The sequence below is a fragment of the Branchiibius cervicis genome, from assembly GCF_042661605.1.
GTDB lineage: Bacteria > Actinomycetota > Actinomycetes > Actinomycetales > Dermatophilaceae > Branchiibius > Branchiibius cervicis.
Map to the genome: position 1 here is coordinate 1,959,025 of NZ_JBHSWJ010000002.1, position 13,947 is coordinate 1,972,971.

Below are 13,947 nucleotides of genomic sequence, written 5' to 3' on the forward strand. Positions count from 1 at the left end.
ACGAGGCTGACCAGCCACCCGATTTCGAAGGACCCGCCCATCAGCGGCCAGCGGGCGATCTCACCGGCCCCCACATCGGGGTGAAGCGGGCGACGGTCTGCATCGTGGGGCTCAAGACGTCATACGGGACGAAGAGCCCGCCGCCAAAGGCCAGGATGGCCAGCAACGGCCCGAGTATCTGCATGCCGTTCTCTGTCGGCACGACGTACCCGACGAACAGACCCAGGGAAGCGAAGAGCCCGCCCATCAACCAGGTCAACAGGAACGAGGTGACCCAGGCATCGGTGGGGAGACTGGAGTGCCGCAGGGCGCCCGCAATAAAGAGGATCACCACAGGCGCGAGGCTTCCGACGAGTGCGGTCAGCAGCTTGGTGGCGATGTAGGCGCGGCCGGTCAACGGAGTCAGGCGCAGTTGTCGGCTCCAGCCCTGCGCCCGCTCGATGGAGACGCTGGCCCCGATCGCGCAGGCGGCCACCAGCGCGCCGTACAGGGCGAAGTTGATCATCGTGTAGGCGTTGTAGTCACCGCGCCCGATCCGGCCCGCGGATCCGCTGGAGAAGAGCAGGAAGAACGCCAGCGGCATGATCGTCGCAAAGATGAGGGTGCGCCGGTTGCGCAGCAGGCGGCGCACCTCGATCCGCAACAACCTCAGGTTGAGCCCGCCGTGGGCCGGGACCTTGCGATCCAGGGTGATCGCGTCGTCGCCCGGGGTGATGGCTGCAGTGCTCATGCCGATTCTCCTTCGAAGTCGTCGCCGGTCAGCGCGATGAACGCTGCTTCCAGGCCTTGGCTGGTGATTTCCAGGTCGTACGCCGCGGTGTTGGTCAGCAGGTAGCGCGCCAGTGCGTCCGAGTCCTTGGTGCCGAACGTGACCACGTCGCCGCGCACGTCGACGCTCTCGACCCCCGGCATCGCGCTCAGCACAGCGGAGTTCGCTTCGGGCAGCGTGGCTTTGACGACTCGTCCGGCGGTGAGCGCCTTGATCTCGCTACTGGTTCCGTCGGCCACGATCCGCCCGTGCCGCACGAGGACGACGCGATCGGCGTACTGGTCGGCCTCCTCCAGGTAGTGGGTGGCGAACAGCACGGTGCGGCCGCGCTGCGCGTCCGCGTGGATCGCCGACCAGAAGTCGCGGCGACCGGTCACGTCCATCCCGGTGGTCGGCTCGTCCAGGATGATCAGAGCGGGGTCGCTCACCAGCGCCATCGCGAAGCGCACGCGCTGCTGCTGACCGCCCGAGCACTTGGCCACCAGCCGCGTGGCGATGTCGGCGATGCCCGCTCGCTCCAGGCACTCCTGGGTCGAGCGGGTCTGGGCGAACAAGCTGGCGGTCAGATCCACCGTCTCGCTGACGGTGAGGTCCTTCAGCAGTCCCCCGGTCTGCATCACCGCCGCCACCAGTCCTCGCTCGATGGCGGACCGCGGGGCCATCCCGAACACCTCGACCCGCCCCTGGTCCGGTCGGGACAGGCCGGTGAGCATGTCGATCGTGGTGGTCTTGCCGGCGCCGTTCGGCCCGAGGAAGGCAACGACCTCACCGGGGGCGACGTGCAGATCGATACCGCGTACGGCGTGGACGTCACCGAAGCTCTTGGTAACACCGTCCAGGCTGATCGCGTCCGGTGTCGACGCGGCGCCGGCCCGGTGCAGTGGAGTGACAGTGGAGTTCATACCGGTAAGCCTGTCGCCGTATGCCGATCCGGACCTCGCGCGGACGTCATCACCTGGGCATGACAAACCGTATAGCCCCACCCATTACGCTGCTGCGGTGTCCTCACCGTCGCATGAACAACAGCCCGAGGTCCGGGTCTCGCCGCTGCGCGCCCGCCTGGAGCACGTGGCCGCACCAGTGGTCGAACGCACGATGCAGACCCCGGCGATCCCGCTGGTGGTGGTGGGCGCGCTCCTGGTCATCGGCGTACTCACCCGGCACGTCGTCGGTGCGATCGCCTTCGGCCTCATCGCGCTGCTCCTGGTCTGCGTGCTCTACCTGGGCTGGCCACGGCTGACCGGTCTGGAAAAACTGATGCGGTTCTCGGTGCTGCTGCTGACCGTCGCCGTTGCCGTGGTGATGGCCGCCCAATAATCCGCCCGATCGGGGTAGCGTGAAACGGCCGTCACTGGAGAAGAGGCCACCGTCATGTCTTCGCGCCCGGTTCGCTCACTCGTCCTGCTCCTGAGCTTCGTGCTCTGGTCCTCCTTCGCGCAGATGCTGCCGGCGAGGGCGTCAGCCGCGATGCCCCGGGTCAGTACGGCTGCGGTTCAGCCCTGGTCGGGTTTCACCCTGTTGCCGACGGCCCAGCGAATCCTGGATACCCGCACCGGCAGCAGACCGGTCGCCGGCGCGACCACTGCGGTGGACATCCGCGGCCGGGCGATCCCCGGCAACCCGTCACTGAGCAGTGCCACCGCGGTGATCGTCAACCTGACGGCGGTGGACGCCGCGGGCTCGGGCTCGGTGTCGGCGTTCCCGGACGGCCAGAGCTCGGTCACCACCTCCAACCTCAACGTCTATCCCGGTCGTACCGTCGCCAACCAGGCCGTCGTTCCCGTCGGGTCCGACGGGAAGATCGCGGTGCGCGCATCGACCGGCGCACATCTGATCGTGGACCTGATCGGCTACGCGGATGCGACCACGGCCTACCACGCGGTCACTCCGGTCCGCGCCCTCGACACCCGCTCGGGCCGGCAACCATCGGCTGGTTCGGTTTCCACCGTCGCCCTGTCCGGGCGGCACGGCATCCCGGCGGCCGGGGTCGCCGCAGCAGTCGTCAACGTCACCGCGGTGAACCCGGCTCGGGCCGGCTACCTGCAGGTCTACCCGGGCAGCCAGCGGCCGACGACGTCCACCGTCAACTACTCGGCGGGGCGCACCACCGCAGGGATGACCATCGTGCCGATGGGCACCGACGGGCGGATCTCGCTCTACACCTCCGCCGCCAGCCACCAGCTGGTCGATGTCGTGGGCTGGATCCCGGCCCGCAGCACCTACCGACCGCTGTCATCGGCCCGGATCGTCGACACGCGCAGCGGCCTCGGCGGCCAGCACGGCGCGGTCGCCGCCGGCGGCACCCTGACGATCTCGCTGGGCGGCGCCGGCGGCCTGCCCACCCAGTTCAATGCCGTCGAGGTCAACGTCACGGCGGTCGGCGCGCAACGCAACGGCTGGGTGGGGATAACCCCGGACCGGGGCGCCGCCACGACCTCGACGCTCAATCTGATCGCCGGTTCGACAGTCTCGAACTCGACGACGCTGTCCTCAGCCGACCGCGTCTACGTGCACACCACGGCCGCAACCGACTTCGTCGTGGACGTCGTCGGTTACTGGGCCACGCCCAGTGACCCCGACGTGGTCAGCGGAGGTGCCCACGCCTGCGCGCTCAGCCCCGCAGGAAGCGTTTCGTGCTGGGGCGCCGGCGAATCGGGCCAACTCGGCACCGGCAGCCTGGGCGATCAGACCCGTGCCGTCGACGTGCGTGCCGCCGGGGGCGCGAGTGCTCTCGCCGCAGGACGTGCGCACACCTGTGCCATCGCCAACGGCTCGGTCCTGTGTTGGGGAGCCAACAACCACGGGCAGTTGGGCAACGGCGGCCACACCAACTCCAGCCTGCCGGTCAAGGTCAGCGGCATCACGCAGGCCAGGGAGCTGGCAGCCGGGGGCGACGAGACCTGCGCCATCCAATCCACGACGATGTATTGCTGGGGAGCCGGCACCCGAGGACAACTCGGCAACGCCGCCCGCACCGACTCGTCCACTCCGGTCGCGGTCCGCGGCCTACCGGCAGATCAGCTGCTCGCAGCCGTGCGGGTCGGCTCGAACTTCGCCTGCGCGATCATGGACCAGGCGCAATACTTCCCCGACCGCGCGTCCGTCAACCTCTACTGCTGGGGCGCCGGCAACACGGGGCAGTTGGGCAACGGCACGTCACTCGACGCCAGCACACCGCAGTTCCTTGGAACCCGCGACGTGAGCCTGAATGCCGATTGGAGCACCCAACTGAGCAGCGGCGGGGCCAGCAGTTGTTTCGTCGAAGACAGCGATGCCGTGTTGTGCTGGGGGGCCGGGTCGCTCGGCCAACTCGGCGACGGTGCGACCTCGGCATCGACCACACCGGTAGCCGCCAGCATCGGCGACCAGGACCCGTATGCGGTGACCGTCGGCGCCCAGCACGCCTGTGCGATCTTCTTCGGCGGCGGTTCGGTGCGTTGCTGGGGCGAGGGAACTCGCGGCCAGATCGGCGACGGTGGTAGCACGACCAGGCTGCTACCGACCGAAGTCCCCGGGCAGCTCGCCCGCCGCATCGCCGCGGGTACGTCGTTCACGTGTGCGCTTCACGCCGATGGCACCGTCGACTGCTGGGGCGCCGGGGACCGCGGTCAGCTCGGTAACGGCGGCACCGCGGACTCGCCCTCACCGGTCGCGGTGCAGGGCTTGTCCTGACCTCACCTCTTGCGCCGGCTGCTGATCGTCTGCCCCAGGATCACCAGGATCACGGCGATCAGGAACATCGAGAAGCCGATCACGTTGGCTTGCGCGGGGATTCCGCGCAGGTAGGACACGTAGACGAACTTCGGGAACGTCGTCTCGTCGCCGGAGACGAAGTTGGTGATGATGAAGTCGTCGAAGGACAGCGAGAAGCTCAGCAGCGCCGCTCCCACGATGCCGGGCAGCACCAGCGGGAAGGTGACCCGCCAGAAGGACGCTGCCGGACCGGCATAGAGATCGGCGGCCGCCTCCTCCAGTCGCGGATCGAGGCTCTGTAGCCTGGCTTTGACGGTGACCACCACGAAGCTGATGCAGAACATGATGTGCGCGATCACGATCGTCCAGAAGCCGAGGTCCAGCCCGAACCGGCTGAAACCCTGCACGAAGATCGTCAACAGGCTTGCGCCCAGGACGATTTCAGGGGTGGCCATCGGGATGAAGACCAGGGTGCTCGCGGCGGAGCGCCCCCGCCACACATGCCGTACCAGCGCGAAGGCGAGCATGGTGCCCAGCACGGTTGCCACCACGGTCGCGATCGCGCCGACCTTCAGCGAGGTCACCAGCGCGTCACAGACGCCGGGCGCACCACAGGGATTCTGCCAGTGCTTCAGCGTCGGGCTGCCTTCGGAGACCCAGGTGATGTTCGACTTGCGGTAGTTGTTGAACGAGAAGACGAACGTGTAGGCAACGGGGACGAAGAGATAGACCAGCACCACGATGGCCGCGATGATCGCGAAGTGATCGGCGAGCCAGTTCTTGATCCGCCGCCCGCGCGAGACACCCGTGCGGGGAGCCGGGATGGTTGCAGCGCTCATACCAGGTCCTCCGTCCCGAACCTGCGCACGTAGAAGAACACCAGCAGCAGGATCAGCGCCATCAACGTGAAGGAAAGCGCTGCGGCTGTGGGGAATCCGCCCGGCACCTTGAAGAACTGCGATTCGATGACGTTGCCGACCATCTTGGTGCTGCGGTCCGAACCCAGCAGGTCGGCGTTGACGTAGTCACCGGCGGCCGGGATGAAGGTCAGCAGCGTTCCGGCCAGCACACCGGGCATGCTCATCGGCAGCGTCACGGTGCGGAAGGTCGTGAATCCGTTGGCGTACAGATCCCCGCCCGCCTCGATGACCCGTGGATCGGCCCGTTCGAGGGAGGCATAGATGGGCAGCACCATGAACGGCAGGAAGTTGTAGGTCAGTCCCGCCACGACGGCGATCCACGTCTCGGTGATCCGGCCGTCCGGCAGCAGCCAGGTCAGATGCGCATGGTTGAAGCCCCACATCACCGGACCGCCGTCAGCCAGGATCTGCCGCCACGCGATGGTGCGCAGGATGAACGAGGTGAAGAACGGCGCGATGACGCAGATCAGCATCACATTGCGCCAGCGACCGGCTTTGAACGCCATCGCGTAGGCCAGGGGTAGGCCAGCACGAACGCGAAAAACGTGGCCAGACCGGCGAAGAGCAACGACCGGACGAAGTGCGGCCAGTACTGCGTGAACGCGGACAAATAGTTGCCGAAATTGACGTCCCGGTAGTAGTAGCCCGGGTAGCCGGGATACCCGCTCTGCAGGGAGACCGTGAAGAGCTGGATCAACGGCACCACGAAAAAGACGATCAGCCAGATCGTCGCCGGTAGCAGGAGCAAGTAGGCAACCCACGACCGCTTGCGCTTGGCCGGCTCGCCCGGGGGCGCCGTACTGCTGGCATGGGCCAGGGCGGTCACGACTCGTCCTCGACGACCGGGCCCTTGGTGGCCGCGATGGCGTCATCGTCGACCGGCACCCCGAACGCGTGAGCGGACTGCCAGCGCAACCACACCTCGCTGCCCGGGCGCAACGTCTCCGGTTCGACGTCGAGGTTCTGCGCATACACGCTCCAGGTGGAACCGCTGGCGGTCGTGACCAGATACTGCGTGGCGACGCCGATGAAGGACACGTCCACGACCGTGGCACGTACGTCGTCGCCGGCGCCCTCTGGTTGCTTGCTGTGGATCGTGACCTTCTCCGGACGTACGCCGAGTGCCACCTTTCCGTGCTGAACAGAACTGCGGGACTTCGGAATTCGCACCGTGGTCCCTGCGATGTCCGCTACGAGGTAGTCACCGTCGGTACCGGTGATCTCACCGATGCCCATATTGGTCTGGCCCACGAAGTTCGCGACGAACGCAGTCTGCGGCAGGTCGTAGAGGGCGACCGGGTCAGCCATCTGCTCGATGCGTCCGGCGTTCATCACCGCGACGGTATCGGCCATCGTCATGGCTTCTTCCTGGTCGTGGGTGACGTGGATGAAGGTCAACCCGACCTCGGACTGGATGCGCTTGAGCTCGACCTGCATCTGGCGGCGCAGCTTCAGGTCCAGCGCACCCAGCGGTTCGTCCAGCAGCAACACCTCGGGTTTGTTCACGATCGCCCGAGCGACCGCCACGCGCTGCTGTTGACCGCCGGACAGCTGGGCCGGTTTGCGGCTGGCCAGATGGGTCAGCTGCACCAGCTCCAGCGCCTGATCGGCCTGCGCCATGGCGTCCTTCTCACCACGTCGTTTCGGACCGAACGCGACGTTCTCGCGGATCGTCAGGTGCGGAAAGAGGGCATAGCTCTGGAAGACGGTGTTGACCGGCCGCTGGTAGGGGCGCGAGCCGGTCAGGTCGGTATCGCCGATGAGAATGTTTCCGCTGGTGGGCTGTTCGAGACCGGCGACCATCCGCAGGGTCGTCGTCTTCCCGCAGCCTGACGGGCCGAGCAGCGCAAAGGACCCTCGCGGGACGCGCAGGGTGAGGTCATCGACAGCTGTGAAGTCCCCGAACGACTTGGTGATCGCTTCGAGCCGCAAGTCGCCTTGGGCAGCGCGCAGTCCGCTCTCGGCCTTGGCGGAGGTGAAGAGGCTCATCAGTTGCCCACCACCTTTGCCCACTCGGCGCTGTAGTCGGCGTCCTCCGTGGGCGACAGGGCCCGGAACACCTTGATGTTGTTCTTCTTGATCCAGTCCGCGGAGGGGAAGATCAGCGGTGACTCCGCCAGGTCCTTGTCCAGCTTCTCCATCTCCTTCTGGGCGCCGACCACCGGGCAGACGTAGTTGACGTACGCCGCCACCTGCGCAGCGACCGCCGGGTCGTAGTAGTAATTCATCAGCGTCATCGCGTTACGCCGATGCGTAGAGGTGATCGGGATCATCATGTTGTCGCTCCAGAGCGTGCCGCCGGACTCGGGGATGACGAAGTCCCAGTCGTCGTCCTCGGTTTCGCTGCGAAGAACGAACAGGTCACCGCTCCAGACGATTCCAGCGATCGCATTGCCGGACTTGAGGTCTTCGAGGTAGGAGTTGCCCTTGACCCGGCGGATGTTGCCGTCGCTGATCCGCTTGTTGATCTCATCGAGGGCGGTTTCAAACTGAGCCTTGGTGAACTGACCCGACGGGTCGACACCCTGACGCTGCATGACCAGGCCGAGGGTGTCGCGGAACTCTGACAGAACGACGATCTTGCCCTTCAAATCGTCGGCCCACAGGTCGTCAAGACTCTTCAGCTCCCGACCGACCTTCTTCTTGTGATAGCCGATACCGGCGAAGCCGGACTGCCAGGTCAGCGAGTGAGTGCGGCCGGGGTCGAAGCTGACGTCTTTGAGAGTGTCGAGCAGGTTGCTCGCGTTGGGCATCCGGATCAGTTCGAGCGGTTGCACCAGTTGCTCGCGGACGATCCGGTTGGCCATCCAGTCGGTGAAGACGAAAACATCGCGGTCGATGTCCTGCGGCGGGTCGGCCCGCAGCTGCGGCGCGATCTTGTTGAAGTAGCTGTCGTTGTCCTCGATGTCCTCGGAGTAGGTGGCGTTGATGCCGTACTTCTTCTTGAAGGCCTCAAGGGTCGGATACGTCTTTGTCTTGTCGTCGTAGTCCAGGTAGGCGGTCCAGTTCGCCCAGCGCACGATCTTCTCGGTGGAGGAGACATCCGTCGGCAACGTGGGCGCCGCGGCGCCGCCCGTCGAGGTCGGCGGCGTGGGTGGGGCACAGGCCGCCAGTCCCGCTGCAAGCGCGGCGGCGCCACCGCCGAGCAGGGTGCGGCGGCTGAGGCTGCCGCGCGCTGCTTCCAGGACGGCGCGAACCTGGGGATCGACCGGCGGACGGGATCGCGACATGGATGACCCTTCAATCAGACTGGTGAGGTGCGCCTAGCCTGACCCACGAACTCAGACTTTTGTCAGGATCTGCGCCGACGCAACATATCCGTAACCAAGTCTGCCGCTGGATCCTCGGAAAACGCGGAAATATCAGCCTTGAACCGCGGATTCCGAACCTGAGGGATCTGGCGTCGCCGCACGGTCAACGGCGCCGCCAAACCTGCGGTCGCGCTCGGCGTACGTCTGGATCGCTTGCCACAGGTGGGTCCGGTCGAAGTCCGGCCACAGCGTGTCCAGGAAGACCATCTCGGCATAAGCGGACTGCCAGACCAGGAAGTTGCTGGTGCGCTGCTCGCCGGAGGAACGGACGAACAGGTCGACGTCGGGCATGTCGGGCCAGGTGAGGTTGCGCGCGATCGTCTTCTCGTCGATCCGGCTGGGTTTCAACTCGCCGCGCTGCACCTGCTCGGCGATCCGGCGGGCCGCGTTGGCAATCTCGGCGCGACCGCCGTAGTTGACGCACATCTGCAGGGTCATCACGGTGTTGCCAGCGGTGAGTTCCTCGGCGCGTTGCAACTCACGCTGCACTGAGCGCCACAGGCGCGGACGCTCACCGTTCCAGCGACAGCGCACACCCCAGGAGTGCAGCAGATCCACACGGCGGCGGATCACGTCGCGGTTGAAGCCCATCAGGAAGCGGACCTCGTCCGGTGAGCGACGCCAGTTCTCGGTGGAGAACATGTAGGCCGACAGGTTCGGCACACCGATCTCGATGGCTCCGGCGATCACGTCGATCAGTTGGGCTTCGCCGGCCTCATGGCCCTTGGTCCGCGGCAGACCGCGCTGGTTGGCCCAGCGACCGTTGCCGTCCATGACCATGGCGACGTGTTGGGGGATCAGCCGGGCCGGGATGCCCGGGGGCGTGGCACCGCTGGGGTGCGGGAAGGGTTTGATCGTCATCCTGTGTCCACCAGGCGTAAGGATCGCACACCGCGTTCGAGATGCCATTGCACGTACGCCGCGACCAGACCCCGCGCCTCTCGTCGCTCCGGCTCGTCGCTGGCGTCCGCCGTCAGCCAGTCGCCGGTCTGCAGTGCGGCCAGCAACGCGAAGGTCTCGGTGCGCGGGGCGGCCGAACCGGGTGCGCGGCACTGCACGCAGACCGCTCCCCCGCTGGCCAGGTTGAAGGCTCGGTGCGGGCCGGGCTGTCCGCAGCCGGCGCAGTCGGTGAAACTCGCCGCCCAGCCGCCGATGGCCAGGGCGCGCAGCAGATAGGAGTCCAGCACCAGCCCGGCGGGGTGTTCGCCGCGGGCGAGAGCAGCGAGCGCCCCGGTCAGCAGGGCGAACTGGGGACGGCTGGTCTCGTGCTCCTCGGTCAACCGGTCCGCGGTTTCGAGCACGGCGCTGGCCGCTGTGTAGGCGCCGTAGTCGCGGGCGATGTGATCGCCGTACGCCGCGTGGATGGCGGTCTCCTTGACCGTGTCCAGGTTGGTCTTGCCGGTGTAGCACTGCACGTCGGCGAGCATCCCCGGCTCCAAGCGGGCACCGGCGCGCGAGCGGGTTTTGCGGGCACCATGCTGCACTGCGCGGATCTTGCCGTGATCCCGGGTCAGCATCGTGATGATGCGGTCGCTTTCGCGCAGTTTGTGGGTCCGCAGCACGATCGCGGCATCACGGTAAAGGGGCATGGCCCACCTATTGTCGCGCGGCGCACCGACAACGGTCGCCACCGACGTGCGCTGAGCGCAAAATCGCAGGATCCAGCGCGGTGGCCGCCGCAGTCGTGGCAATTCCGTCACGAATCACGGTCCGCCAGCTCGGTGGCCGCCGCAGTCGCGCCGGTTTCGTCACGAATCACGGTCCGCCAGCGCGGTGGCCGCCGCAGTCGTGGCGGTTTCGTCACGAATCACGGTCCGCCAGCGCGGTGGCCGCCGCAGTCGCGCCGGTTTCGTCACGAATCACGGTCCGCCAGCGCGGTGGCCGCCGCAATCGCGCCGGTTTCGTCACAAACCACGGTCCGCCAGCGCGGTGGCCGCCACAGTCGCGCCGGTTTCGTCACAAACCACGGTCCGCCAGCGTGGTGGCCGCCGCAATCGTGGCAATTTCGTCACGAATCACGGTCCGCCAGCTCGGTGGCCGCCGCAGTCGTGCCGGTTTCGTCACGAATCACGGTCCGCCAGCTCGGTGGCCGCCGCAGTCGTGCCGGTTTCGTCACGAATCACGGTCCGCCAGCTCGGTGGCCGCCGCAGTCGTGCCGGTTTCGTCAGAAATCACGGTCCGCCAGCGCGGTGGCCGCCACAGTCGCGCCGGTTTCGTCACAAACCACGGTCCGCCAGCGTGGTGGCCGCCGCAGTCGTGGCAATTCCGTCACGAATCACGACGCGCGCAGCACCTCAGTCAGGGTGAATTCGTTGCCGTCCGGATCGCGCATCGTGGTGGCGTCGATCTCGGTGGCACCCAGCGCGCTCAGTGCTGTGCGCGCCCGGGCCAGGTCCGCCGTACCAACAACGAGTCGGAGTCGGTCCCGCTCGTAGCGCGGCATCAGCGGCGGTCCGCTCCAGGCGATCTTTGAACCTCCGGCCGGGGACTGGATCGCCGTCTCCTGATCCTGGTCCCAGACCAGCGGCCAGCCCAGCGCCGCGCTCCAGAAGTAACCCAAGGCCTGCGACCCGTCGCAATTGATGGCCCCGATCGTGCCCGTGCCGGCCAGGAAGCGGTTGCCCGGCTCGATGATGCACAGTTCGTTGCCCTCAGGATCGGCGAGAACCTCGTGGCCCTCCTCCGCTGTCTGCCCGATATCGATCAATCGGCCGCCGGCGGCCACACCACGCTGCACACTCGCAGCCATTGCCTCCCGTGAATCGCTGGTGAGATCGAAGTGGATCTTGTTCGGGCCGACCTTGGCGGTGTCGGCCGGCTGGATCATGACCACGTACGCCGACCCACCCGACGGCACGAGCGTGACGCTCCCGTCCGGGACGGGTTGGGCGCTCCAGCCCAGCAACTCGCTCCAGAATCGGGCTTCAGCGGCAACGTTCGCAGCGTCGATCGACACGCCGCGCAAGCTCACCTGGCTGAGTTCGCTCATCAGTCGTCAGTCTCCTTCGATGGCTGCCTGCGCCATGATCAGTCGATCGGCGCACCGCGCCGGCATGGTCGCGCCGTAGTAGGGAAAGGTGATGAACGCGATCAGCAGCGCCCATCCCCGGGAGACGGCTATCTGCGCGTCATCGACGTCAAGCGCACTCCATAGCGCCGACCGGCCAGCTCGATCGAGCGCCTCCCAGGCAACGATGAGGTCGACGGTTGGGTCACCCACCCCCAGGCCACCGAAGTCGAGCACGCCGGCCAACCGGCCCTCATCATCGACCAGCAGGTTCTCGATGAGCAGATCCCCGTGGTACCAAGCAGTTTCGGCAGAAACGGAGTGCGCCGCAGCAAGAGCGTCCGCCCATACCGCGACCGCGCGATCGAGATCGAGCGGCAGCGACGCGGAACGGCAGGCTGCGGCCGCTTCCTGGAAGTCGTCATCCATTGCGGCCAACGACTCGCCGCGATACCAGCGCAACCGGTCATCACCCGCAGCCGCGTCGGGGATCGGTACGTCGCGAAGCTGGGTCACGAACTGCGCGATGTCCTTCCCTAAGTACTCGCCACCGGGAGCCCGCAACCGGCGACCTTGCAGCCAGGACGTGATCGACCAGGTTTCGGGATAGCCGAACGCGGACTCGCCCACCCCGAGGACGACCGGCGTGGGAGCGCTGAGGCCGGCGCCGATGGTGGGCAACCAGTCAGCTTCCTTCTGCACGGTGGCACCGCCGCCCGGCTGGCGGGGCAGCCGCACCAGCACCCGACCAGATCCGGCGACATCATCGAGCGCGAAGAGCACGTTGGACGATCCGGAATCACCCAGCCGCGTGACCTGCCAGTCCGCGAACCGCGGGAACTGCGATCGAACGAGTGCGCCCACCAACGAGCCGGTCACGGGCAGCTCGTCGGAATGCAGCAGGTCCACCCCGACATCCTGGGCCGGATGGCGGGTGCCACACCATCGCTTTTCGCGCGTGGCAGGTTTCAGGCGCGGGGAGCAAGAGGTGGACGGGACCGAGCCGGATCCTTGAGACTCGGACCCATGGCAGTGCATGGCAGGTCGGCGCTCGCGGGCGCGACGGCGTTGTTTACCCTCGGCGCGTGCACTGCAGGCGAGGAAGGCTCCAAAGCATCGCCGCAGCTCAGCACGAGAACGCCATCGGCATCAGCATCGGCATCGGCATCGGCATCGGCATCGGCATCCATGCGAACAGTTCAATTCGACTGCTCGAGCCCCATCGATCACTCTGAAGCGCCACCGGCTGGCTACGCGAATGTTGGCAACGCCGTCGCCCTCGACGCGGGGTCACGGCTCAGCCTTGCAGACTCCCCCGGGGCTAACGCACATCGGTACTTCGCCAAAACCGGCCTGGGCGTCAAATCAGGCGCTTCTGCCACGATCGCCGTCCCTGCCGCGCTCGCGAACGCGGTCGCCATCGGGTGGGACAACCACGGCACACCAGTTGCCGCTACGCGAATCGACATCGCCAATTGCTCCTCCGACCGGGGTGGCTGGCTGTGGTACCCGGGAGGTCTCTCTGTCGCGGCGCCGCAATGCGTGCCTCTCGACATCACCACCGGCACCGGGCAGCACGAACAGATCCTTATCTCTGCGGGCAAACCGTGCCATGAATGACGTCGTCGGCTCGCCTCGGGCCTAGCAGGACTCCTGCGATGTCCATGCGACTCGTTTCCCGAAGCACGGCAGGTCACGCCACATGATCAACAGGTCGACCGGTCCACGAACCGGACGGATGAAAGCTCCCGGCGCAGCGCCGACGATTCGAAAGCCTTCGGATTGGTACAACCGCACGGCCGCGGCGTTCGACACGACGACCGCGTTGAACTGGATGTCCCGGAAACCTTCGGCGTGGGCCCAAGCGATCATGTCTCGCACGAGCACACGACCAACGCCCCGGCCGCGATGTTCGGCCGCCACCATGAGCGAGCCAGACGCGACATGAGCCCCCTGGTTGGGGCGATTCGGGTACATGTTCGCCGTCCCCACGGCGTGTCCGCCGTCGTCGACCGCAACGACGACGCGACCCGGCGGCACAGACATCCACGCTGACCGCATCGCCGACTCATCGGGCGCTGCATCCATCGCGAAGGTCTCCTGGGCCGCGGCGACCTCTTGAATGATCGGCCAGATGCCTTGCCAGTCGTCACAGGTGGCAGCGCGCACAGCGAGTGTCATGGCAGCACCTCAGCAGACGCCACCTCACGACCGCCAGCGGTTAACCAGCCGCGACCCCATAGCGTG

At 66.9% G+C, this 13,947-nt stretch carries 15 protein-coding genes; 3 read left to right on the forward strand and 12 right to left on the reverse strand.

The window, feature by feature from the left end; all coding sequences use genetic code 11:
• Positions 1-40: 40 nt before the first annotated feature.
• Positions 41-730, reverse strand: a complete 690-nt coding sequence (locus tag ACFQBT_RS10275) for an ABC transporter permease (RefSeq protein WP_377822462.1) — start codon at positions 728-730, stop codon at positions 41-43.
• On the reverse strand, positions 727-1,671 hold the full coding sequence (locus ACFQBT_RS10280) for an ABC transporter ATP-binding protein (RefSeq protein WP_377822464.1): 945 nt from the start codon (positions 1,669-1,671) through the stop codon (positions 727-729). The genes ACFQBT_RS10275 and ACFQBT_RS10280 overlap by 4 nt, the downstream gene beginning before the upstream one ends.
• Before the next feature lie 97 nt (positions 1,672-1,768).
• On the opposite strand from ACFQBT_RS10280, the gene ACFQBT_RS10285 reads away from it, so the two are divergent.
• Complete coding sequence (locus ACFQBT_RS10285; RefSeq protein WP_377822465.1) at positions 1,769-2,086, forward strand: DUF6703 family protein; 318 nt, start codon at positions 1,769-1,771, stop codon at positions 2,084-2,086.
• Positions 2,087-2,140: 54 nt separating this feature from the next.
• Positions 2,141-4,441 carry an RCC1 domain-containing protein gene (locus ACFQBT_RS10290; RefSeq protein WP_377822467.1) on the forward strand — a complete coding sequence of 767 codons (2,301 nt, stop codon included), beginning with the start codon at positions 2,141-2,143 and terminating at the stop codon, positions 4,439-4,441.
• 2 nt (positions 4,442-4,443) lie between these two features.
• Here ACFQBT_RS10290 and ACFQBT_RS10295 read toward each other — a convergent pair whose 3' ends face one another.
• From ACFQBT_RS10295 to ACFQBT_RS10335, 9 genes are all read right to left on the reverse strand, one after another.
• Positions 4,444-5,301 (reverse strand): ABC transporter permease, encoded by an 858-nt coding sequence (locus tag ACFQBT_RS10295; RefSeq protein ID WP_377822469.1) that lies wholly within the window; start codon positions 5,299-5,301, stop codon positions 4,444-4,446.
• The gene (locus ACFQBT_RS10300; protein WP_377822471.1) at positions 5,298-5,888 is read right to left on the reverse strand and encodes an ABC transporter permease; all 591 of its coding nucleotides are present in this window, start codon (positions 5,886-5,888) and stop codon (positions 5,298-5,300) included. Before ACFQBT_RS10300 ends, ACFQBT_RS10295 begins: the two co-directional genes overlap by 4 nt.
• Positions 5,855-6,208, reverse strand: coding sequence for a hypothetical protein (locus tag ACFQBT_RS10305; RefSeq protein WP_377822473.1), 354 nt, complete (start codon positions 6,206-6,208; stop codon positions 5,855-5,857). The genes ACFQBT_RS10300 and ACFQBT_RS10305 overlap by 34 nt, the downstream gene beginning before the upstream one ends.
• On the reverse strand, positions 6,205-7,371 hold the full coding sequence (locus ACFQBT_RS10310) for an ABC transporter ATP-binding protein (protein ID WP_377822474.1): 1,167 nt from the start codon (positions 7,369-7,371) through the stop codon (positions 6,205-6,207). Before ACFQBT_RS10310 ends, ACFQBT_RS10305 begins: the two co-directional genes overlap by 4 nt.
• Positions 7,371-8,612: an ABC transporter substrate-binding protein gene (locus tag ACFQBT_RS10315; RefSeq protein ID WP_377822476.1), complete on the reverse strand. Its 1,242-nt coding sequence runs from the start codon at positions 8,610-8,612 to the stop codon at positions 7,371-7,373. The genes ACFQBT_RS10310 and ACFQBT_RS10315 overlap by 1 nt, the downstream gene beginning before the upstream one ends.
• A gap of 132 nt (positions 8,613-8,744) precedes the next feature.
• Complete coding sequence (locus ACFQBT_RS10320; RefSeq protein WP_377822478.1) at positions 8,745-9,554, reverse strand: isoprenyl transferase; 810 nt, start codon at positions 9,552-9,554, stop codon at positions 8,745-8,747.
• On the reverse strand, positions 9,551-10,282 hold the full coding sequence (recO, locus tag ACFQBT_RS10325; protein ID WP_377822480.1) for a DNA repair protein RecO: 732 nt from the start codon (positions 10,280-10,282) through the stop codon (positions 9,551-9,553). The genes ACFQBT_RS10320 and recO overlap by 4 nt, the downstream gene beginning before the upstream one ends.
• Before the next feature lie 686 nt (positions 10,283-10,968).
• On the reverse strand, positions 10,969-11,682 hold the full coding sequence (locus tag ACFQBT_RS10330; protein ID WP_377822481.1) for a VOC family protein: 714 nt from the start codon (positions 11,680-11,682) through the stop codon (positions 10,969-10,971).
• Positions 11,683-11,688: 6 nt separating this feature from the next.
• Positions 11,689-12,609 (reverse strand): phosphotransferase, encoded by a 921-nt coding sequence (locus tag ACFQBT_RS10335; protein ID WP_377822483.1) that lies wholly within the window; start codon positions 12,607-12,609, stop codon positions 11,689-11,691.
• A gap of 117 nt (positions 12,610-12,726) precedes the next feature.
• On the opposite strand from ACFQBT_RS10335, the gene ACFQBT_RS10340 reads away from it, so the two are divergent.
• Positions 12,727-13,320, forward strand: coding sequence for a hypothetical protein (locus ACFQBT_RS10340; RefSeq protein ID WP_377822485.1), 594 nt, complete (start codon positions 12,727-12,729; stop codon positions 13,318-13,320).
• A 21-nt stretch (positions 13,321-13,341) separates the two neighbouring features.
• Here the strand turns inward: ACFQBT_RS10340 and ACFQBT_RS10345 are convergent, their stop codons facing one another.
• Complete coding sequence (locus tag ACFQBT_RS10345) at positions 13,342-13,881, reverse strand: GNAT family N-acetyltransferase (protein WP_377822487.1); 540 nt, start codon at positions 13,879-13,881, stop codon at positions 13,342-13,344.
• Positions 13,882-13,947 lie beyond the last annotated feature (66 nt).